At 67.1% G+C, this 18,737-nt stretch carries 20 protein-coding genes and 1 pseudogene; 13 read left to right on the top strand and 8 right to left on the bottom strand.

Annotated elements, in window-relative coordinates; all coding sequences use genetic code 11:
• The first annotated feature begins 2 nt into the window (after nucleotides 1-2).
• Together dapC and LVY72_RS21680 are read left to right on the top strand one after the other, a co-directional pair.
• The gene (dapC, locus tag LVY72_RS21685) at nucleotides 3-1,130 is read left to right on the top strand and encodes a succinyldiaminopimelate transaminase (protein WP_237826482.1); all 1,128 of its coding nucleotides are present in this window, start codon (nucleotides 3-5) and stop codon (nucleotides 1,128-1,130) included.
• A gap of 188 nt (nucleotides 1,131-1,318) precedes the next feature.
• A complete protein-coding gene (locus LVY72_RS21680) occupies nucleotides 1,319-2,602 on the top strand; it encodes a citrate synthase (RefSeq protein ID WP_237826476.1) in 1,284 nt (427 codons plus the stop codon).
• Between the two features lie 153 nt (nucleotides 2,603-2,755).
• Here the strand turns inward: LVY72_RS21680 and galE are convergent, their stop codons facing one another.
• A complete protein-coding gene (galE, locus tag LVY72_RS21675; RefSeq protein ID WP_237826474.1) occupies nucleotides 2,756-3,769 on the bottom strand; it encodes a UDP-glucose 4-epimerase GalE in 1,014 nt (337 codons plus the stop codon).
• A gap of 125 nt (nucleotides 3,770-3,894) precedes the next feature.
• On the opposite strand from galE, the gene LVY72_RS21670 reads away from it, so the two are divergent.
• Nucleotides 3,895-4,506 (top strand): hypothetical protein, encoded by a 612-nt coding sequence (locus tag LVY72_RS21670; RefSeq protein WP_237826473.1) that lies wholly within the window; start codon nucleotides 3,895-3,897, stop codon nucleotides 4,504-4,506.
• Nucleotides 4,507-4,524: 18 nt separating this feature from the next.
• Here the strand turns inward: LVY72_RS21670 and LVY72_RS25015 are convergent, their stop codons facing one another.
• Nucleotides 4,525-5,379, bottom strand: a complete 855-nt coding sequence (locus LVY72_RS25015; protein ID WP_443627203.1) for a hypothetical protein — start codon at nucleotides 5,377-5,379, stop codon at nucleotides 4,525-4,527.
• A 9-nt stretch (nucleotides 5,380-5,388) separates the two neighbouring features.
• On the bottom strand, nucleotides 5,389-6,360 hold the full coding sequence (gene dapD / locus LVY72_RS21660; protein WP_237826472.1) for a 2,3,4,5-tetrahydropyridine-2,6-dicarboxylate N-succinyltransferase: 972 nt from the start codon (nucleotides 6,358-6,360) through the stop codon (nucleotides 5,389-5,391).
• A 178-nt stretch (nucleotides 6,361-6,538) separates the two neighbouring features.
• Here dapD and dapE point away from each other — a divergent pair, with 178 nt between their 5' ends.
• Nucleotides 6,539-7,627 carry a succinyl-diaminopimelate desuccinylase gene (gene dapE / locus LVY72_RS21655; protein WP_237826471.1) on the top strand — a complete coding sequence of 363 codons (1,089 nt, stop codon included), beginning with the start codon at nucleotides 6,539-6,541 and terminating at the stop codon, nucleotides 7,625-7,627.
• 12 nt (nucleotides 7,628-7,639) lie between these two features.
• Here the strand turns inward: dapE and LVY72_RS21650 are convergent, their stop codons facing one another.
• The 4 genes from LVY72_RS21650 to LVY72_RS21635 form a co-directional block, all read right to left on the bottom strand.
• Nucleotides 7,640-8,506 carry an amino acid ABC transporter permease gene (locus LVY72_RS21650; RefSeq protein ID WP_237826465.1) on the bottom strand — a complete coding sequence of 289 codons (867 nt, stop codon included), beginning with the start codon at nucleotides 8,504-8,506 and terminating at the stop codon, nucleotides 7,640-7,642.
• A complete protein-coding gene (locus tag LVY72_RS21645) occupies nucleotides 8,503-9,150 on the bottom strand; it encodes an amino acid ABC transporter permease (RefSeq protein ID WP_237826462.1) in 648 nt (215 codons plus the stop codon). The genes LVY72_RS21650 and LVY72_RS21645 overlap by 4 nt, the downstream gene beginning before the upstream one ends.
• A 71-nt stretch (nucleotides 9,151-9,221) precedes the next feature.
• Nucleotides 9,222-10,118, bottom strand: a complete 897-nt coding sequence (locus tag LVY72_RS21640; RefSeq protein ID WP_237826460.1) for a glutamate ABC transporter substrate-binding protein — start codon at nucleotides 10,116-10,118, stop codon at nucleotides 9,222-9,224.
• Nucleotides 10,119-10,189: 71 nt separating this feature from the next.
• Nucleotides 10,190-10,942, bottom strand: a complete 753-nt coding sequence (locus tag LVY72_RS21635) for an amino acid ABC transporter ATP-binding protein (RefSeq protein WP_308190857.1) — start codon at nucleotides 10,940-10,942, stop codon at nucleotides 10,190-10,192.
• Between the two features lie 123 nt (nucleotides 10,943-11,065).
• Here LVY72_RS21635 and LVY72_RS21630 point away from each other — a divergent pair, with 123 nt between their 5' ends.
• From LVY72_RS21630 to LVY72_RS21610, 5 genes are all read left to right on the top strand, one after another.
• Nucleotides 11,066-11,848 carry an LOG family protein gene (locus LVY72_RS21630; protein WP_237826458.1) on the top strand — a complete coding sequence of 261 codons (783 nt, stop codon included), beginning with the start codon at nucleotides 11,066-11,068 and terminating at the stop codon, nucleotides 11,846-11,848.
• Between the two features lie 120 nt (nucleotides 11,849-11,968).
• Nucleotides 11,969-12,385 carry a DivIVA domain-containing protein gene (locus tag LVY72_RS21625; RefSeq protein ID WP_237826456.1) on the top strand — a complete coding sequence of 139 codons (417 nt, stop codon included), beginning with the start codon at nucleotides 11,969-11,971 and terminating at the stop codon, nucleotides 12,383-12,385.
• Nucleotides 12,382-13,617: a hypothetical protein gene (locus LVY72_RS21620; RefSeq protein ID WP_237826454.1), complete on the top strand. Its 1,236-nt coding sequence runs from the start codon at nucleotides 12,382-12,384 to the stop codon at nucleotides 13,615-13,617. Before LVY72_RS21625 ends, LVY72_RS21620 begins: the two co-directional genes overlap by 4 nt.
• 193 nt (nucleotides 13,618-13,810) lie before the next feature.
• Nucleotides 13,811-13,978: a DUF3117 domain-containing protein gene (locus LVY72_RS21615; RefSeq protein WP_168485075.1), complete on the top strand. Its 168-nt coding sequence runs from the start codon at nucleotides 13,811-13,813 to the stop codon at nucleotides 13,976-13,978.
• Nucleotides 13,979-13,987: 9 nt separating this feature from the next.
• Nucleotides 13,988-15,607, top strand: coding sequence for a leucyl aminopeptidase family protein (locus LVY72_RS21610; protein ID WP_237826452.1), 1,620 nt, complete (start codon nucleotides 13,988-13,990; stop codon nucleotides 15,605-15,607).
• A gap of 11 nt (nucleotides 15,608-15,618) precedes the next feature.
• On the opposite strand, the gene LVY72_RS21605 is transcribed toward LVY72_RS21610, so the two are convergent.
• Nucleotides 15,619-16,251, bottom strand: coding sequence for an O-methyltransferase (locus LVY72_RS21605; RefSeq protein ID WP_237826448.1), 633 nt, complete (start codon nucleotides 16,249-16,251; stop codon nucleotides 15,619-15,621).
• 422 nt (nucleotides 16,252-16,673) lie between these two features.
• Between LVY72_RS21605 and sigE the strand changes: the two genes are divergently transcribed.
• From sigE to LVY72_RS21590, 4 genes and pseudogenes are all read left to right on the top strand, one after another.
• On the top strand, nucleotides 16,674-17,288 hold the full coding sequence (gene sigE / locus LVY72_RS21600; RefSeq protein ID WP_237826446.1) for an RNA polymerase sigma factor SigE: 615 nt from the start codon (nucleotides 16,674-16,676) through the stop codon (nucleotides 17,286-17,288).
• Between the two features lie 8 nt (nucleotides 17,289-17,296).
• A pseudogene (locus LVY72_RS24985) lies at nucleotides 17,297-17,389 on the top strand (zf-HC2 domain-containing protein); the annotation flags it as partial.
• An 18-nt stretch (nucleotides 17,390-17,407) separates the two neighbouring features.
• A complete protein-coding gene (locus LVY72_RS21595; protein WP_237826442.1) occupies nucleotides 17,408-18,295 on the top strand; it encodes a hypothetical protein in 888 nt (295 codons plus the stop codon).
• Between the two features lie 14 nt (nucleotides 18,296-18,309).
• Complete coding sequence (locus LVY72_RS21590; RefSeq protein WP_237826439.1) at nucleotides 18,310-18,693, top strand: sec-independent translocase; 384 nt, start codon at nucleotides 18,310-18,312, stop codon at nucleotides 18,691-18,693.
• Nucleotides 18,694-18,737 lie beyond the last annotated feature (44 nt).

The raw sequence follows: 18,737 nt of genomic DNA, 5'->3' as shown, positions 1-18,737 counted from the left end.
GCATGAGGGAGTTCGGTCTGCAGCTGCCCGACTATCCATGGAATGCCATGGAACCCTTTAGCAGCAAGGCTTCCCGGCATTCCGGCGGCGTAGTAAATCTGTCGATCGGAACACCCGTCGATCCCACCCCGGCTGTGGTCCAGGAGGCCTTGAAGGCCGCCGCCGACGCCCCCGGTTATCCCACCACCCACGGCACGCCGGCTGTCCGTGAAGCCATCGCCGCCTGGTACGCCCGGCGGCGCGGTGTGCCGGACCTGGATCCGGAAGCCATCATGCCCACCATCGGGTCCAAGGAGCTGGTGGCCTGGCTGCCGCTGCTGCTGGGCCTGGGTCCCGGCGACGTCGTCGTCCGCCCGCGTGTGGCCTACCCGACGTATGATATCGGCGCGAAACTCGCCGGTGCCGAACCGGTGGCCGCGGACGACCTGGACGAACTGGATGCTGCGGTGCGCGCCAAAGTCCGTCTGGTCTGGGTCAATTCGCCGGCCAATCCCACCGGCAGTGTGCGGGACAAGAAGTCCCTGGGCCGGATCGTGGAACAGGCCCGGCAGGCCGGTGCCGTCGTCGCTTCGGACGAGTGCTATGCCGAACTCGGCTGGGGAAGGTGGGACCCGGCCCGCGGCGGGGAGGCCGTGCCCAGCGTGCTGGACCCGGAAGTCGCCCAGGGCAGCCACGAGGGCCTGCTGTCCGTCTATTCGCTGAGCAAGCAGTCCAACCTCGCCGGCTACCGTGCCGCGTTCATCGCCGGCGACGGCGCGCTGATGCCCAACCTGGTCAACAGCCGCAAGCACGCCGGCATGATCGTGCCGTTCCCGGTCCAGGCCGCCATGGCTGCCGCCCTGGCCGACGGCGCACACGTACAGGCGCAGAAAGACCTATACCGCGGCCGGCGCGAACGCCTGCTGCCGGCGCTGGAGAAGTTCGGCCTGCAGATCCACGATTCCGAGGCTGGCCTCTACCTGTGGGGCACCGCGGGCGAGGACACCTGGGCCACGGTGGACCGCTTCGCCCAGCAAGGCATCGTCGTCGGTCCCGGGGTGTTTTACGGGGACCATGGCAAGGGGTTCGTCCGGGTTGCCCTGACGGGAACGGACGAGCGCATCGACGCCGCGGTGGAGCGGCTGGGCTGATTCGCCCGGCCCGCGCCCCGGCCCCGATCACGGGCAGGGGCGCGGCCAGCGTGACGGGCCGGTGACTTGCCGATTAGAAAACTGAGGCCCGATGCAGGTAGCGTCTTATCCGAGTGTGCACGGGTTTGCGGCTCCGATCGGAGCGATGCGTGCGCAGTTGTTTTCGAACACCTCCTGAAGGGGATTCAATGACTGAGCAAAGCGGTGCCTCCCTGCACTATCCGGGTGGCGAGCTGGAACTCCCGCGGCTGAAGGCAGCCGAAGGAAACGACGGCTTCGACGTTTCGAAGCTGCTGAAGCAGACCGGTGCGGTCACATTCGACCCCGGGTTCATGAACACCGCGGCGACCGCCTCGGCCATCACCTACATCGATGGCGACGCCGGCGTGCTGCGCTACCGCGGCTACCCGATCGAGCAGCTGGCCGAGCACTCCAGCTTCCTTGAGGTCTCCTACCTGCTGATCTACGGCAACCTGCCGACGCCGACCGAGCTGGAGAACTTCGATTCTAAGATCCGCCGGCACACCCTGCTGCACGAGGAGCTCAAGGGGTTCTTCAACGGCTTCCCACGGGACGCGCACCCGATGCCGGTGCTGTCCTCCGCGGTGAGCGCGCTGTCGACCTTCTACCAGGACTCCCTGGACCCGTTCGATGACGAGCAGGTGGAGCTCTCCACCATCCGGCTGATGGCCAAGCTGCCGGTCATCGCGGCCTACGCGCACAAGAAGTCGATCGGCCAGGCGCTGCTCTACCCGGACAATTCGATGAACCTGGTGGAGAACTTCCTGCGCCTGAGCTTCGGCCTCGCCGCCGAGCCGTATGAACTGGACCCGACGGTAGTCAAGGCCCTGGACCTGCTGCTGATCCTGCACGCGGACCACGAGCAGAACTGCTCCACCTCCACGGTACGTCTGGTGGGGAGCTCCAACGCCAACATGTTCGCCTCCATCTCCGCCGGCATCAACGCGCTCTTCGGCCCGCTGCACGGTGGCGCCAACGAGGCGGTGCTGAACATGCTCCGCCAGATCCAGGCCACCGGCCAGACCCCCGAGCAGTTCATGGAGAAGGTCAAGAACAAGGAAGAGGGCGTGCGCTTGATGGGCTTCGGCCACCGGGTGTACAAGAACTACGATCCGCGCGCCCGCCTGGTCAAGTACACCGCCCACGAGATCCTGGGCAAGCTTGGGGGCAATGACGAGCTGCTGGACATCGCCCTGCGTCTGGAGGAAAAGGCGCTGGCGGACGATTACTTCATCGAGCGCAAGCTGTACCCGAACGTGGACTTCTACACCGGCCTGATCTACAAGGCCATGGGCTTCCCGGAGAAGATGTTCACCGTCCTGTTCGCCATCGGCCGCCTGCCGGGCTGGATTGCCCAGTGGCGCGAGATGATCAAGGATCCGCAGACCAAGATCGGCCGCCCGCGGCAGCTCTACGTCGGCGAGCACGAGCGCAACTACCCGGTCCGCTAACCGTACGACGGCGGAGCGGCGCAGCAGGCGGAAGGCCCCGGAGCAATCCGGGGCCTTCCGTCGTCTCTAAATCGACTTGGCACATAACGACCTTCCCAGCGCTGAAACGGTCGTTATGTGGCAACTCGAATTGGGGAGGCGTGGGGCAGGGGGTCAGTCTGCGTAGCCGTTCGGGTTGTTCTTTTGCCAGCGCCAGTGGTCCGCGCACATGGTGTCCAGGTCCCGCGTGGCTGCCCAGCCCAGTTCCGCCAGCGCCGCACCAGGGTCGGCATAGCTGACGGCCGCGTCCCCGGGCCGCCGGTCGGCGAGTTCGTAGGGGACGGGCGCTCCCGCCGCCCGGCCGAAGGCGTCGAGGACTTCCAGGACGGAGGATCCCTTGCCCGTCCCAAGGTTCCAGCGCCCGACGCCGGGCCGGGACGCAACGTAGTCCAGCGCCGCCAGATGGCCGGCTGCCAGATCCACCACATGGATGTAGTCCCGCACGCCGGTGCCGTCGGGCGTGGGATAGTCGCTGCCGAAGACTCGGACCTTGTCGCGGCGCCCGACGGCCACCTGCGCCACGAACGGCAGCAGGTTGTTCGGCACCCCCGTGGGGTCTTCGCCGATCCGGCCCGAGGGGTGGGCGCCCACTGGGTTGAAGTAGCGCAGCATGGCGATCCGCCAGCGGCTGTCCGCGGCCCCCAGATCGCTGAGGATGTCCTCGATCTGTTCCTTGGTCCGTCCGTAGGGGTTGGTCGCGTCCAGCGGCATCTTCTCTGTCAGCGGCACCTCTTCGGTGGCGCCGTACACGGTCGCCGAAGAGCTGAAGACCAAGGTGCGTACCCCATGCGCGTCCATGCAGCGCAGCAGGTTCAGGGTGCCGCCGACGTTGTTGCGGTAGTAGCGCAGCGGCTCGGCCACCGATTCACCGACGGCCTTCAGCCCGGCGAAATGGATTACCGCCTCCACCTGCTCCGCGGCGAACGCGGCGTCCAGTCCTGCCTCGTCGAGCAGGTCCACCCGGTGGAAGCGGGCGGACCGTCCGGTCAGTTCCTCGATCCGGCGCAGGGACTCGGTGCTGGAGTTGGACAGGTTGTCCAGGACGACGACGTCGTGCCCGGCTTCGAGCAGGGCGAGGGTGGTGTGTGAACCAATGTAGCCGGTTCCCCCGGTGACCAGTATCTTCATGGTTCCCAGCCTATCGGTTTGTTTTGCCGGCGGATCGAGGCCGGTCTCCGGCACTGTGGCCGCCCTCCGGCGCAAGGTCTACAGTGGATTTATCAACGTACGGGCGCGAAAGGATTCATGCCAGTATGCACGAGACCGGCGGACCGGGATGGCGGATATCCTCCGACACCTCCGGACAAATGCTCATAGCCTTATATCTGAAGGATGTCGCCGGGCTGGTCGGAGCAGGAACTCCGGCCCTGTGCGCCGCCAAGCCCGAAGTTCGTCGGGCGGATCCGCGGCAGCTCACCGCCCATGTAGGCGGTACCGGGGCATTGCGCAGCGAATGGGAGCAATGGTGGTCCCTGCTGCTTGCGGAGGACCCGGACATCATGGCGGCGTTGGCACCGCCGTCCTTCCCGGCATTTACGGACAGTCCGGCGCTGCAGAAGCTGCTGCAGGCCCACTTCGGCGCAGCCATCACCTGGGCCCGCGAGCGGATGAGCGAATACCGTGTCCTTACCCAGGAGCGGGAGGCCAGCGGCAAGGACAAGCTGATCGGCCGGCTGGTCCAGGACCGGGAGATGGAACTCGGCCGCGGCGCCCGCAGTTTCGAGCTGAAGCTGATCGAGCTGCCGCTGGGCGAGCCGCGCGCCTGGTACGTGGAGCCGGACCGGGTACTGCTGTGCCAGACACTGCTCGACGACGAACAGGACTTCCGCAGCTACCTCCAGCCGATCATTGAACTGCTCGTCTGACCCGGCGGAGCTGCCGCTCTAGGGCCGGTCTGCCAGGGTGATCTGCACGTTGGGGGTGTTCCGGCCGGTCGGCTGCCAGCCGCCGTCCTGCCTGGTCCAGCCCAGGCCTGCATAGTCCACGGACTCGATTTGCAGCTCGTCGGCGGTGGCTACCGCCCATTGCGCCACAGCCCAGCCGGTGGGGCCCGCCGCGGCAACCGCCACGGAACCGTCCCCGGCCACCGTCTCCAGCGCGGGATACGACGATTCCAGCTGCGCCGCCACGGTAGCCGGGTCGCCGGCAGCCGTCGCCCGCTTCAGCACGCAGGTCAGTGCGGCGGGGGAGTGCCCGGTCAGGGCCGAGGCGAAGGCCTTCCCTTCGGCCTCGTGGTCCGCATAAGCCTCCGGGTAGGCGCTGCGCTGGACCCGCTGGGCGGCCTCGGTGACGGACATTTGTTCGTAGCCGTCCACCTTCTGAAGTTCGGTAAAGAACCTGTTGGCCGCATAGACCGGGTCCATCACTTCCGCTTCCGTGCCCCAGCCTTGGGACGGACGCTGCTGGAAGAGCCCGCGCGAATCGGGCCCGGCTTTGTCGCCATAGTCCAGGTTCCGTAGCTTGGATTCCTGGATGGCGGTGGCCAGCGCAATCGAAGCGGCACGGGCCGGCAGGCCCCGCTGCAGTGAAATGCCGGCGATCAGCGCCGCGTTGGCCGCCTGGTCCGGAGCCAGGTTGAAGGTTTCATCGCCGGCCGCCGCGGTGCACCGCTCAAGGACCAGTATCTGGGACTGTTCAAGGTAGGAGGCGGCCGCATAGATGCCCCCGCCGATCAGGGCGAGGCACAGCGGCAGCGCGATCAGTCTGCGCTGCCGCCGTGTCCGTAACGCTGTGGAAATTGCCGGCTCCTAGTTGGCGTGCAGGGCAGCGTTCAGTTCGACGGTCTGTCCCTTGCGCGGCAGGACCTCGACGACGCCGGTGACCGAATTGCGGCGGAAGAGCAGGTTGGACACCCCGGACAGTTCCACGGCTTTGGCCTGGCGGCTGTCGCCGCCGGCATCCAGCACAGCCACGCGGGTGCCGGCGGTGACGTAGAGTCCGGCCTCGACCACACAGTCGTCCCCGATGCTGATGCCGACGCCCGAGTTGGCGCCGAGCAGCACACGCTCGCCGATGGTGATGCGCTCCTTGCCGCCGCCGGACAGGGTGCCCATGATCGAGGCGCCGCCGCCGACGTCGGAACCGTCCGCCACGACCACGCCGGCGGAAATGCGGCCCTCGACCATGGAGGTGCCCAGGGTGCCCGCGTTGAAGTTGACGAAGCCCTCATGCATCACCGTGGTCCCGGCCGCCAGATGGGCGCCGAGCCGCACCCGGTCCGCGTCGGCGATGCGCACTCCGGCGGGGACCACATAATCCACCATGCGCGGGAATTTGTCCACGCCGTAGACCGTGACCGGACCGCGGCGGCGCAGCCGCAGCCGGGCCGCTTCGAAGTCGTCGGCGGAGCAAGGCCCGAAGTTGGTCCACACCACGTTGGCCAGTAGGCCGAAAATGCCGTCCATGTTCAGCGTGTTGGGAGCGGCCAGCCGGTGGGAGAGCAGATGCAGGCGCAGGTAGGCATCGGCAGTGTCAGCCGGTGCGTCGTCCAGGTTGATGCTGCGGCTGACCACCTCGAGGCGGGTGCCCCGGGCAGTGTCTTCGCCGTCGGCGGCAATCCCGGCCAGTTCGGCCGCGGCGGGGTCGTCTCCAGCCGGAGCCGCACCGAGTGCGGGGCGCGGATACCAGACGTCCAGGATGGTGCCGTTCGCGGCCACCGTGGCCAGACCCGTACCGTGGGCGGTGCGTGGGGAAGCGGTAGCAGAAGTGCTCTCAGTCATGCGCTCCAGTCTAGCGGCCGAGGGACCCGCCCTGAGCGCAGCGAAGGGTGGGAGGCCGCTGGACGCTACGGGAGTACGCTCCCCAGTCCGTCGACTTCGTCGCCGTGCCGGTTCCCGCGCGTCCTCCCTGGCCGAGGGACCCGCCGCAGACGCAGCGGCCGCTGGGTAACCTAGGGAAGTGACTACTTCCACACCCGCACTGGACCTGCACGCCGACGTCGCCGACCTGACCGCGGCGCTGATCGACATCGAGAGCGTTTCCGGCAACGAGGCGGCCTTGGCGGACGCCGTCGAGTCCGCCTTGCGGGAACTGGGACACCTTCAGGTGCTGCGCGACGGCGACGCCTTGCTGGCCCGGACCAACCTTGGCCGGGCCGAACGCGTCATCCTGGCCGGGCATCTGGACACGGTGCCGCTGCCGGCGGTACCGGGATCGCGGGGCACCGTGCCATCGAGCTGGCAGGACGGATTGCTCTACGGCCGTGGCGCCACGGACATGAAGGGCGGCGTGGCGGTACAGCTGGCCCTGGCCGCCTCGCTGGCCGCACCGACCCGTGACGTGACCTACGTTTTCTATGACCACGAGGAAGTCCAGGCTTCGCTCAGCGGTCTTGGCCGGCTGGTCCGGAACCAGCCGGAGCTGCTGCAGGGTGACTTTGCCATTCTGCTCGAGCCCACCGACGGGACCGTGGAAGGCGGCTGCAACGGCACCATCCGTCTCGAGGCACGCACGGTCGGCAAGGCGGCCCACTCGGCTCGGGCGTGGATGGGGCAGAACGCCATCCACGCGGCGGCCGAAATCCTGGTCCGGCTCCGCGACCACGAGCCGGCAACCGTCACCGTGGACGGGCTGGATTACCGGGAGAGCCTCAACGCCGTGAAGATCCACGGCGGGACGGCCGGCAATGTGATTCCGGACCATGCCGTCGTCGAAATCAATTACCGCTTTGCGCCGGACAAGACGCCGGATGACGCCGAAGCCTACGTCCGCCGGCTCCTGGACGGCTTCGCCGTCGTCCGCACGGACGCTGCCGCCGGTGCCCGGCCGGGTCTGGACCACCCAGCCGCGGCGGATTTTGTCCGGGCCGTCGGGCAGGAGCCGAAGCCCAAGTACGGTTGGACCGACGTCGCACGCTTCAGCGAACTGGGGATCCCGGCCGTCAACTTCGGTCCCGGGGACGCGCTGCTGGCACACACGGACAACGAGCATGTCAGCGCCGAGGCCATCCGCGCCTGCCTGGCCGCGCTGCGGACCTGGCTGGGCTGACCGGGCCGTAGCTCAGACCTGCGGGATGCCGGTTCCCGCCGGCGCCACGAGGTGTGTTCCCGCAGCGATCTTCCGGCTGTGCGACATCCGCCACTCCACCCACTTGGCGACGCCGGCCAGCAGCAGGCACAGGCCGATGTAGATGACGGCCGCCACCATGGCTGCCGGAATGATGGGGGAGCCGTACTGGACCTGCGACCCGAAGAACTTGGCCTGGAACAGGATCTCGTCATAGGTCACGATGAAGCCCAGCGCCGTGTCCTTGAGGATGACCACCAGCTGGGACACGATGACCGGCATCATGGCCCGCACCGCCTGCGGCAGCAGGATGCTGCTCATCACGTTGCTCTTGGTCAGCCCGATCGCGTAGCCGGCCTCCGACTGCCCGCGGGGCAGCGACTGGATGCCGGCGCGGAAGACTTCGGCCAGGACCGAGCCGTTGTACAGGGTCAGGCCGGTGACGACGGCGATGAACGGGGTAATGCCCTGTACCCCGAGCGGGGGCAGGCCATAGTAGATGATCATCATCAGGATCAGCAGCGGGATGGCGCGGAACAGTTCGGTGAACCAGTGGCAGGGGGTGTTAATCCACCGCCGTTCGGACAATCGGCCGACGGCGAGCACCAGGCCGAGCACCAGGCTCAGCACCGTGGCGGCGGCAAAGGCCTGCAGCGTGTTGCCGATTGCCCCGAGAATTGTCTGCTGCACCAGGGGGAAGGTGAAGATCCGCCATTTGGTGGCGGAGAACTGGCCCGTCTCGGCGAACTTGTAGAGCACGAACGCCAGGATGGCCAGCACCACGATGACGGTGAGCACCGCCAGCCACTTGTTGCGTCGGACGGCCGCGGGGCCGGGCGCGTCAAAGAGGACGGAGCTCATCGGGTTACCTGCCATTTCTTTTCGAAGTGGTGCTGGATCGCGGAGAGCAGCGCGACCAGGACCACGAAGACGAACGCCACCCAGAGCAGCACGACGATGGCCGGTTCACCGCGTTCGGACAGATTCGCGCGGATGGCGCCGGCTTCGGCCACCGAGAAACCGGCCGCCACGGTGGTGTTCTTCAACAGTGCGATGAAGACGCTGATCATTGGCGGCATCACCGCACGGAAGGCCTGCGGCAGGATGACCAGGCTGAGCGACTGCATGAAGGGCAGCCCGATCGCGCGGGCCGCCTCTGCCTGACCCAGCGGCACCGTGTTGATGCCGGCGCGCAGCGTCTCGGCCACATAGGTTGCCGTGTACAGCGTCAGCGCGATGATGGCCAGCACCGGGTAGGAGAGCTCCGCCAGGCCCAGCTTGGGATAGCCGAAGACGAAGAAGAAGAAGATTAGCGTCAGCGGCGTGTTGCGCACGATGTTCACGTACACGGTTCCCATCGCCCGCATCACCGGGACGGGGGATACGCGCATGCCTCCCACGATGGTGCCGAGGATCAGGGCGAAAACGGCGGAGACGACGAAGAGGATGGCCGTGTTCTTGAATCCGGTGGTGAAGATGTCGAGGTTGTTCAGCAGAGTGTCCACAGATCGCTGCCACTTCCGGGCCGGGCGGTGGTGCGGCCGCGCAAGCCGCCGCACCACCGCGGTCCTGGTGTTTAGTAGTTGTCCACTGCCGGTTGTTCCACCTTGGTGCCGGATTGGCCCAAGGTCTGGTCGTAGATCTTGGTCCAGGTGTCATTGCCGTTGGTGAACATCTCGTTGATGTGCTTGCGCAGCACATCGTCGCCCTTCTTCAGGCCGACGCCGTACTTCTCCACCGTGAACGGCTCGCCGACTACCTTCAGGTGTTCCGGATCCTGGGCCGCATAGCCGATCAGGATGGCCTGGTCGGTGGTGACCGCATCCACCTGGCCGTTGTTCAGCGCGTCGATGCATTGCGAGTAGGTGTCGAATTCGGTGGTCTTGGTATCGGGGAAGTTTTCCTTGATGTTCTGGATCGGGGTGGAACCCGTGGCGGAGCAGACGTTCTTGCCCGCCAGATCCTTTTCGGAGTTGATGCTGGTGTTGTCCTTCTTCACCAGCAGGCCCTGCCCGGTCTCGAAGTACGGCCCGGCGAAATCAACGGACTGCTTGCGCTTGTCGGTGATGGAGTAGGTGCCGACGTAGTAATCGATGTCCCCGTTGACGATCGCGGATTCGCGGTTCGCCGAGGGGATGGCCTTGTACTCGATCTTGTCCGCGGGGTAGCCCAGGTCCGCGGCAATCCAGCGGGCAATTTCGATGTCGAAGCCGCTGTATTCGCCCGTAGCCGCGTCCTTGAAACCGAGGCCGGGCTGGTCCTGCTTGACGCCGATGACCACCTTGCCGTCCTGCTTGATCTTGTCGAACGTGGGGCTGCCGTCCAGCGATACGTTGCTCGCCACCGTGTACGGTGCGCTGGCAGCGGTTTCACCGCCGCCCCCGCCACTGCCGCCCCCGCCACAGGCGGTGAGGGCCAGGGCGGCCACCGCCAGCGACGCCAGCAGGCCTGCCTTTTTCTTTGCGGGCTTCATACAACTTCCTTTCTGGTGGCCGGCTCCGGATTATGCGGTTCGGTAGTCCGTGCCGGCACGGATCGGAGTGGTTACTTCAGGATCTTGGAGAGGAATTCCTGGGCCCGGAGGCTCCGCGGGTTGGTGAAGAACTGCTCCGGGGTGTCCTGCTCGACGATTTCCCCGTCCGCCATGAAGACAACCCGGTTGGCAGCCTTGCGGGCGAAACCCATCTCGTGGGTCACGACCACCATCGTCATGCCCTCGGCGGCCAGTTCCACCATGACGTCGAGGACTTCGTTGATCATTTCCGGGTCCAGCGCCGAGGTCGGTTCGTCGAAGAGAATGACCTTGGGTTTCATGGCCAGAGCACGGGCGATCGCCACGCGCTGCTGCTGTCCGCCAGAGAGCTGCGCGGGAAGTTTTTCGGCTTGGGTGGCCACGCCGACCCGGGTCAGCAGGTTCGTGGCGAGTTCCTTGGCATCGGCCGGCCGCATGTTCTTGACCTTGATCGGCCCCAGGGTGACGTTTTCGAGGATCGTCTTGTGGGCGAACAAATTGAAGGATTGGAACACCATGCCTACGTCTGCCCGGAGGGCCGCCAGCTCCTTGCCCTCCGACGGCAGGCGCTTGCCGTCGATGAGGATTTCGCCGTCGTCGATGGTCTCCAGCCGGTTGATGGCCCGGCACAAGGTGGACTTGCCGGAGCCGGATGGACCAATGATGACGACAACCTCACCCTTGGACACGTCCAGGTTGATGTTTTGCAGCACATGCAGGGCGCCGAAGTGCTTGTTGACGTTCTTCAGCGACACCAGCGGGCGGACGGCCGGTTCAGTAGTCATGCACTGAATCTAGCGAGGACACGACGGCGGCACCATCCCCCCTGCAGTTACCGGAGGTGAATCGTAACTCAAGAGCAACCTGCTCCGGTGCTGTCATCTTGTGGCGGTGAGTAGCCTATGGACATGAGTAATCAGTCAGGGATCCCGCTGCCGTCCGAGCTGCCGACGGCGCTCAAGACGCGCTACAAAGGCGCGGTTGAACTGCGGCGCAGCCAGGCGGACATTCCGCAAGCCGACCAATACCTGCTCGACACGCGTGACCAGGCCGGCTTCACGCACACCGATCCCTGGCGGGTGCTGCGGATCCAGAGCGAGTTCGTGGAAGGCTTTGGAACCCTGGCGGACCTTGGACCGGCGATCAGCGTGTTCGGCTCGGCCCGGACCAAGCGGGGCACGGAGCACTATGCGATTGCCGAGGCCATCGGCAGGCTGCTGGTCCAGCGCAATTTCGCCGTGATCACCGGCGGCGGTCCGGGGTCGATGGAAGCGGTCAATAAGGGCGCCAGCGAGGCGGGAGGCCTCTCGGTGGGGCTGGGCATCGAGCTGCCCTTTGAACAGGGGCTCAACGAGTGGGTGGACCTGGGCATTAACTTCCGCTACTTCTTCGCCCGCAAGACAATGTTCGTCAAGTATGCGCAGGGATTCGTCGTGCTGCCCGGCGGACTGGGCACCATGGATGAGCTGTTCGAGGCGATGGTACTGGTCCAGACCGAAAAGGTCACCTCGTTTCCGATCGTGCTGGTCGGTTCCTCCTTCTGGACGCCGCTGATGGACTGGGTGCGCTCGACCTTGCTGGGCGAGGGCATGATTTCCGAACGGGACCTGAGCCTGGTGAACGTGGTGGACACGGCGGAAGATGCCGTCCAGAAGATCGTCGCCGGCGTCGGGTCGCTGCCCCGTCCGTAAGGCCCCCGGGAGCGCCCCAATAGAGTGGGGCACGAGGGACCCGCCGAAGCGTGCGGGGCGGGCTGCGAACGGGCGCAGCCGACACCGCGGGAGTGCCCCAATCTCTGGCACGATGGTGCAGTGAGCTTCTTCCTCGTTTTCCTGGCCATTGCCGTCGCCGGTGCCGCCGCGGCAGCGGCCGGCGGGAAGCTGCCGGCGAGGCTGCAGCGCCGGATCGATGCGCCGCAACGGCCCGCATCGGACGGGCCGGACGAGGACGGTGCCGGCTGGCGGCGGGGCGAAGTGGCGGCACTGGGCGGACTGAGCGAGCACGAAGCGAGGCTGCCGGCGGTCCTGCTGCCGGATCATCCCCGCGCCGAGGACATTGACAGCATCAGGTTTTCGGTGGCGTTGCGCGGGTACCGGATGGATCAGGTGGATGAGGTGCTGGACGCCCTGCGTGCGGAACTGGCTGCCAAGGAAGCGCTGATCCGCGAGCTGGCCAGGACTGGACCTGCGGGGGGCCGCGGTACCGCGTCGGAGGAACCGCAGCAGTGACAGGACTCGGACAGCGGCCGGCGGGCCTGCACACGTTGCTGGCTGACGGCGTGCGCCGCGGCCGGCTGCAGCTTGCCCGCTGGCCCTGGTGGGTCCAGACCTGCGGAATCTACGCGCTGGCCCGCCTGTTCTCGCTGCTGGTCTTCCTGGCCGTCGCCCGGCAGCAGGGCCCGAGCCCGTGGGGTCCTGCGCATCCGGGCTACCTGGACTTCATCGGGATCTGGGACAGTGCCTGGTACGAGCGGATCTACCGCGAAGGCTATCCGGACCAGATTCCACGCGGCACGGACGGCCGGGCGCTGGAAAACCAATGGGCCTTCTACGCCCTGTTCCCTGCACTGGTCCGTGCCGGAAATGCAGTCACCGGGCTGGAGTGGCGGGTGCTGGCGCCCCTGCTGGCCACGGCCGCAGGATTTGCTGCGGCACTGCTGATCTACAAGCTCTTCCGGCAGTTCGCGGGGCATCGGGAATCCCTCTGGGGGGTGGTGTTCGTCGCGACCTTCCCAGTCTCGCCGATCCTCCAGGTGCCGTATGCCGAGTCGCTGAACCTGGCTCTGCTGGCTGCCAGCCTGTACCTGATGGTGCGGGGCCGCTATCTGGCCGCCATACCGGTAACGGTGCTGATGTGCCTGTCCCGGCCGGTCGGTGTGCCCTTCGCAGCCATGGCGGGGCTGTATCTGTTGTGGCGGTTCCGCCGGCGTGGCACCGTTCCGCTGCCAGCCGGCGAATTCGCCGGCCTGGCGGCCCTGGTCGTTACCAGCGGCGCGGCCGCACTGGTCTGGCCCGTGCTGGCCTGGACCGTCACGGGCGACCCCCGGGCCTATACGGATACCGAAACGGCCTGGCGCGGCGGGGACCTCGTGCTGTTCAAGCCGTGGTTCGATATGGGGACCCAGCTCTTCGGCCCGGTTGGCGGCGTGCTCGCCCCACTGGTCCTGGCCGCGGCGGCGTTGTGGAGCCTGTTTTCCAAGCCTGTCCGCCAACTGGGACCGGTGCTGCGGCTATGGTGTGCCAGTTACGCCGTGTACCTCTTTGCCTTCCTGCATCCGCAGACCAGCACCTTCCGCATGTTGCTGCCGCTGTTTCCACTGGCCCTGGCGGCGTCGCTGGTCTCTGGCAGCAGAGCCTACCGGGTGTGCCTGCTGGTCATGTTCCTGGCCGGCCAGGTGGTCTGGGTGACCTGGCTCTGGTCTTGGGCTGAGCTGCCCGGCGGCGGAGATTATCCGCCGTGACCTGCAGACATGTTCAAGCCGGCGTTCAGGTGTGTTTTGGCACAATTCGCGCGAACGTGTGATGTGGACGATAAAGTGGACGGTGGAGGGTGCGGCCACGGGCCAGGTCCCAGGCGCGCCAGTGATGTTGACGGACCCTGCCAGCCACGGTGAGCCATGGCGGCAGGGTCCACGGTGGAAAGGGAAATTCCGGATGGCTGCGATGAAACCGCGTACGGGTGACGGACCCATGGAAGTCACCAAGGAAGGGCGCAGTCTGATCCTGCGCGTGCCCATCGATGGCGGCGGCCGCCTGGTGCTCGAGATGAACGCCGAAGAAGCCGGTCACCTGAAGGACTGCCTGCTGGACGTGACGCAGTAGGCAGTGTCCGTGAGCGTGCATGCTGCAGTACCCGGTAAACAGCGGACGGAACAAGCCCTCGAGGATGCCTTGGAAGCCCGGACGCCCACCCGGCTGTCCGCCGTGCCCGCGCTGCCCAAGGGCATGTCGCTGGCCGACGGCGCACAGCAGGTGGCCGCGGTGGTGGTCCCGGTGGCCGCCGTACCCGATGAGGGCTCCGGACCGAGCACGCCCCAGCCCCGGCGGGGTGCGGCGGAAGCCGCCGTCAGCTTCGAGGTCGATGTGGCCGCTTGGGCCGATGTCACCTCCTTCGCCGCCAAGGCAGGCGATCTGCTGACCGTCGCCGCGCCGAGCCGCCGCACTGGCACCGGCGGTGGCGGGCTGCCGCAGCGGCTGATCCTCCTTGGCGTCGGGGACGAATCCGCCGCCGCGCTGCGCACGGCCGGGGCAGCCTTGGCCAAGGCCACCGCCGGGCTGGAGCTGCTCCGCTCGAGCGTCGTGGACGGACTCGCCGAGCCGCTGCAGGCCGCCTTTGTCGAAGGGTTCCTCCTGGGTGGCTACCGTCCGCCGCGCGCCGGTCTGGCTAGCGGACCAAAGCCGATGGCGTCCGTGCTGGAGCTGACCGGTGCAGCTGCCGAGGTGCTGCGGCGGGCTGCCGCCACAGCCAAGGCCGTCTGGCTGGCGCGGGACCTGGCGAACATGCCGTCGAACCTGAAGAACCCCGCCTGGCTGGCCTCGCAGGCACAGCGGCTGGCGGCCGGGCACGGGCTGCAGCTCAAAGTCCGGGACGAGCAGGACCTGGCGCGGGAAGGCTTCGGCGGGACCCTCGCGGTGGGCCAAGGCTCGGCCAGCCCACCCCGGTTGCTGGAGCTGTCCTACACGCCAACCGGTCCGGCGGGCAGCGGCAGCCACATTGTGCTCGTCGGCAAGGGCATCACCTTCGATACCGGCGGATTGTCGCTGAAGCCGCGCGAGGCGATGGTCCCGATGAAAACCGATATGGCGGGTGCCGGCGTCGTACTTGCCGTGCTGTCCGCAGCGGCCGAACTGGGCCTGCCGCACCGCATCACCGGCCTGCTGCCGCTGGCGGAGAACGCGATCGGCGCCTCGTCCTACCGCCCGGGCGACGTAGTGACGGTCTACGGGGGCACCACGGTGGAAATCGGCAATACCGACGCCGAGGGCCGGATGGTGCTCTCGGATGCACTGGCCTACGCGGTCGCCGGGCTGGCCCCCGACGTGCTGGTGGACATTGCCACCCTCACCGGTGCCGCCTCGCGCGGCCTCGGACGCCGGCATGCGGCGCTGTACTCGAACCGGCAGGAACTGGTATCCGCGTTCGAGGCTGCGGCGGACGGCTCCGGGGAGCGGGTCTGGCACATGCCGCTGGCCGAGGTCCAGGAGGAGTATGGCTTCGCGCTCGAGTCCTCTGTGGCGGACATTTCGCACATTGCCTCCGCCGCCTCGAAGGTGGGCGGAGGTTCCATTACGGCAGCGCTGTTCCTCAGCCAGTTCGTCGCGGATACCCCGTGGGTCCATCTGGACATCGCCGGCCCGGCCCGCGCGGACAAGGACGAGGCCGAAGTCACCAAGGGTGCCACGGGCTACGGCACGCGGCTGCTGCTGGAATTCCTGCGCAGCCTGGCCTGACGCCGCCGGGCTTACCTCTTGACGGCCACCAGCAGGCCGTTGCCGGTGGTCAGCATGGCCGAGACCAGCTGCTTGTTCGCCCGCACGGCCTTGCCCACCTGGCGCAGGATGGTGGTGGTTTCGTTCCGGATTGCCGGATCCGACACCCGGTCCTGGTCCAGGGCATCGTTGATGATCAGCGTGCCGCCGCGCTTGAGCAGCCGCACGGCCTGTTCCACGTAATTCAGGTAGGACTGCTTGTCGGCATCGATAAAGACCAGGTCGTACGCGTTATCGGTGAGCCGGGGCAGCACGTCAGCGGCACGGCCGGAAATGGTCCGGGTCCGGTTGCCGGGGATGCCGGCGTCGTGGAAGGCCTCCCGCGCGGCCCGCAGATGGTCCACGTCGCTGTCGATGGTAGTCAGTACCGCGGTGTCCGGAAGCCCGCGCAGCAGGCAGACGCCCGAGACACCGGCGCCGGAGCCAATTTCGACGACGGTCTGGGCTTTCGTGGCGGCGGCGCAGACGGTCAGGGCCGCAGCCACACCGGGACTGATGCTGGCTACTCCGAGCTCGAAGGAACGTTCGCGGGCCCGCAGCAGGACCTCGTCCTCGGTGGGCAGGCCCTCCGCGTAGGACCAGCTGGTCTGCTTGTCGGCGCTCATGAAGAATCGCTCCTTCTGATCAAGGCGGAATGGGGCGGGACGCAGCGCGGTGCTGCGGTCCGGGAGGCCACCGGCCATGGCGGCACGGCCCCGCTGAAATTGTGCAACGGGGGCAGCCCTCTGGAGCAGAAGCTGTCACCAGCTCCTGCCGGTGGCAGAAGTCAATGTCAAGAGTACTGCCTCCGAGGGTGAATTCAGGACCGCCGCGGCCCTGCCCTCTTGCCGGTTCTGCGGCCGAGGCTGGAGGATACCAGTAGAAGCGTTTATGCAGCCGGTTTCCAGAATTCTCACAGCTTCGTGGGCAAAGATGGAGTTCCGGATAACATTACGGCTACCACAAGGCTGCATCGGCACGTCTGTCCGTGCCGGCTCCACCGGTTCCAGGACCGGGGCCGGCCTCGGTAGCTTGGAGGGGAGTGACGATGTCACAGCTGCGCCAGCGAGCCGGGCGGAAAAGTCCTGCCGGCGCCGACCAGGAATGGGTCAGGCCCACCTGGGAAGAAGTCGTGACCGATCACTCTGCCAAGGTCTACCGCCTCGCCTTCCGGCTCACTGGGAACAGGCACGATGCCGAGGACCTGACGCAGGAAGTCTTCGTCCGGGTCTTCCGGGCCTTGGACAACTTCAAGCCTGGTACCTTGGACGGCTGGCTGCACCGCATCACCACCAACCTTTTTCTGGACCAGGCGCGCCGGCGCAGCCGTATCCGCTTCGACGGCTTCAGCGACGACGCCGAAGCGCGCATCCCCGGCAAGGAACCCGGGCCCGAACGCAGCTTTGAATTCAACAACCTCGACGTGGATGTCCAGGCGGCCCTGGAAGAACTGCCGCCGGACTTCCGGGCCGCCGTAGTGCTGTGCGACCTGGAGGGCCTTTCGTATGACGAAGTGGCCGAAGCGCTGGGCGTCAAGCTTGGCACCGTGCGTTCGCGGATCCACCGGGGGCGGACAATGCTTCGTGAGAAGCTCGCCCACCGCGACCCCGCCGCCAAGCGTTCCCCCCGCCTGAAACTACCCCGTGTGGCCGGTGCACACTGATAATTGCGATGCGTCATCCTGTACGTGAGCTAGGTGAGTTTCTGGACGGTGAACTGCCGGACAGCCGCCGGTTGCTGCTCGAACGGCATCTGGAAAGGTGTGCCCGATGCCGTGAAGCAGTGGCAGACCAGCGGGATGTGCAGGCGCGTCTGCGCTCGCTGGACGTGCCGGCGCCCCGCCCTGACCTGGCCAACAAGATCCTGCGCGAAAGCCAGACGGCCTCGGTCCGGTCCGGTCCGCCGGCGCGGCCGGCAGCGCCGTCCGCCGGTGTCCCCCCGCGCAATACTGCTAGCCGCCGCAGGGCGGTGCGCCGGGTGGCTTGGACCGCTTCTGCGGCGCTGGCCGGCATCTCCGTGCTGACCGTTGCCGGGGCATATATGCTCGGCGGCGAGGAAGAACTGGTGTCCGGCCGGGCGCCCTCCCTCGCCTCGGTCTGGTCCACGCCCGGCGTCGCGCCCGCCGGCGGCGCGGCCACGGCCACATCGCTGGACCAGGAAGCCCTGCGCCAGTTGCGCAGCGAGGGCTGGAACTGCCCCCAGCTCGGTGCCTTGGGATACCGCATGGTTGCCGCCAGCGGCAAGGAAGTGGACGGCTACCCGGCAGTGCAGCTCAAGCTCAGCAACGGCAAGGACACCGTGGTGGTGGTCGAGGAGCGGCGCGGCGTCGAAGACATGGCCGGCAGCGAACTGGATGTGGTGCCCTCGGAGGAGCCGGTCAACGGACTCACCGGCCACCGGGTCTCGCAGGACGGTCTGTGGCAGGTGGACGGCATGGACCGTCAGATGTGGGTGCGTGCCTCAGACGAGTGGACGGTGGTGCTGGACTCCAAGTACGTCACCTATACGGTGTGGTCGGACCTGCCGGTGTCGGAACTGCCGGCGACCGTCAACCAGGTGGTGGTGACGGAGAAGTCCCGCCTGATGCTGCCCCGTTCCAAGGCGGAGAATGATCCGATCAGCCGCATCGTGCGCGGACTGGGCATGATGGTCCAGCCCGCCCGGCCGTAGGGTAATCTTCAAAGGTGTTCGGAATTAATGGATCGGAACTGATCATTCTTGCGGTCATCGCCGTAATTGTGCTCGGTCCCGAGCGTCTGCCCGAATACGCCGCTCAGCTGGCCCGGTTGGTCAAGCAGCTGCGCAATATGGCAGCCGGCGCCAAAGAGCAGCTGCGCGAGGAAGTCGGCGACGAGATCGTGGACATGGACTGGCGCAAGCTCGATCCCCGGCAGTACGATCCGCGCCGGATCATCCGCGAGGCCTTGATGGACGACGACGAGGCACCGGTGCGCATGGCCGCCGCGGCGGGCACGGCGGCCGTCGCTGCCCAGGCGCGGCCGGCGGCCAGGCCCGTGGAACAGCTCGAGCCCGGTGTCCCGGCACCCTTCGACCCAGAAGCCACTTAAGCCCCTCCCACCCCCATCCACTCGCCATTTAACGCCCTTTCCAC

The organism is Arthrobacter hankyongi (assembly GCF_022012395.1).
In the GTDB taxonomy this organism is placed as follows: Bacteria; Actinomycetota; Actinomycetes; order Actinomycetales; family Micrococcaceae; genus Crystallibacter; species Crystallibacter hankyongi.
Note: the sequence above shows the minus strand (reverse complement) of the source record. Positions and strands in the feature narration are given on the sequence as shown.

What these genes read in the sequence shown, in the direction of transcription:
- galE (WP_237826474.1), bottom strand. Translation starts at nt 3,769, where the DNA reads ATGAAGATACTGGTCACCGGGGGAACCGGCTACATTGGTTCACACACC.
- LVY72_RS21650 (WP_237826465.1), bottom strand. Translation starts at nt 8,506, where the DNA reads ATGAGCTCCGTCCTCTTTGACGCGCCCGGCCCCGCGGCCGTCCGACGC.
- dapC (WP_237826482.1), top strand. Translation starts at nt 3, where the DNA reads ATGAGGGAGTTCGGTCTGCAGCTGCCCGACTATCCATGGAATGCCATG.
- LVY72_RS21630 (WP_237826458.1), top strand. Translation starts at nt 11,066, where the DNA reads ATGAGTAATCAGTCAGGGATCCCGCTGCCGTCCGAGCTGCCGACGGCG.
- sigE (WP_237826446.1), top strand. Translation starts at nt 16,674, where the DNA reads ATGTCACAGCTGCGCCAGCGAGCCGGGCGGAAAAGTCCTGCCGGCGCC.
- LVY72_RS21605 (WP_237826448.1), bottom strand. Translation starts at nt 16,251, where the DNA reads ATGAGCGCCGACAAGCAGACCAGCTGGTCCTACGCGGAGGGCCTGCCC.
- dapD (WP_237826472.1), bottom strand. Translation starts at nt 6,360, where the DNA reads ATGACTGAGAGCACTTCTGCTACCGCTTCCCCACGCACCGCCCACGGT.
- LVY72_RS21680 (WP_237826476.1), top strand. Translation starts at nt 1,319, where the DNA reads ATGACTGAGCAAAGCGGTGCCTCCCTGCACTATCCGGGTGGCGAGCTG.
- LVY72_RS21640 (WP_237826460.1), bottom strand. Translation starts at nt 10,118, where the DNA reads ATGAAGCCCGCAAAGAAAAAGGCAGGCCTGCTGGCGTCGCTGGCGGTG.
- LVY72_RS21670 (WP_237826473.1), top strand. Translation starts at nt 3,895, where the DNA reads ATGCACGAGACCGGCGGACCGGGATGGCGGATATCCTCCGACACCTCC.
- LVY72_RS21635 (WP_308190857.1), bottom strand. Translation starts at nt 10,942, where the DNA reads ATGACTACTGAACCGGCCGTCCGCCCGCTGGTGTCGCTGAAGAACGTC.
- LVY72_RS21615 (WP_168485075.1), top strand. Translation starts at nt 13,811, where the DNA reads ATGGCTGCGATGAAACCGCGTACGGGTGACGGACCCATGGAAGTCACC.